We start from the raw sequence: 498 nt of genomic DNA, 5'->3' as shown, positions 1-498 counted from the left end.
CTGGTGCTCTGCCAGAAGGCCACTCAACACAAAGGCGGGGAAATCGAGACAGTAAGACAGCTGATTGATTGCCTTGATATTAAAGATGCCATCGTGACCATGGATGCCCTGCACTGTCAGAAAGAAACCTTGCAGCGACTGACCGCCCGTGGGGCTGACTTTGTCGTTCAGGTAAAGGAAAACCAGCCCGGCTTACTGGCGGCAATCCGTAGTCAGTTCCAGCCCTGGTGGGAGCACGATGGTGAAGGGTTGGCGCAACACTGCACGCAAGAGCAGGGTCATGGCCGCCAGGAGGAGCGAACAGTCTTTCAGTTAACCGCAGAACTCCCCGCTGAACAGAAACTGGCTTGGCCCGGCATAACAAGCCTTATCGCCGTGGAGCGCAGTCGCGGTCAAAAAGGCAAGGTCACGTTAGACACCCAATACTACGTCAGCTCGTTGGCGATAGAGCCGGAGCAAGCCGCCAAGGCAGTACGCCAGCATTGGCACATCGAGAAC

1 protein-coding gene is annotated in these 498 nt (G+C 56.2%); it reads left to right on the top strand.

Going from position 1 to position 498, the window contains the following annotated elements:
- Nucleotides 1–498: ISAs1 family transposase (locus J9889_RS02240; protein WP_210555908.1), on the top strand; the 498-nt coding region annotated here is incomplete at both ends.

It is taken from the genome of Aeromonas sp. PrichA-15 (assembly GCF_017939245.1).
Classification (GTDB): Bacteria; Pseudomonadota; Gammaproteobacteria; order Enterobacterales; family Aeromonadaceae; genus Aeromonas; species Aeromonas caviae.
This window is presented reverse-complemented; position numbering and strand designations above follow the sequence as displayed.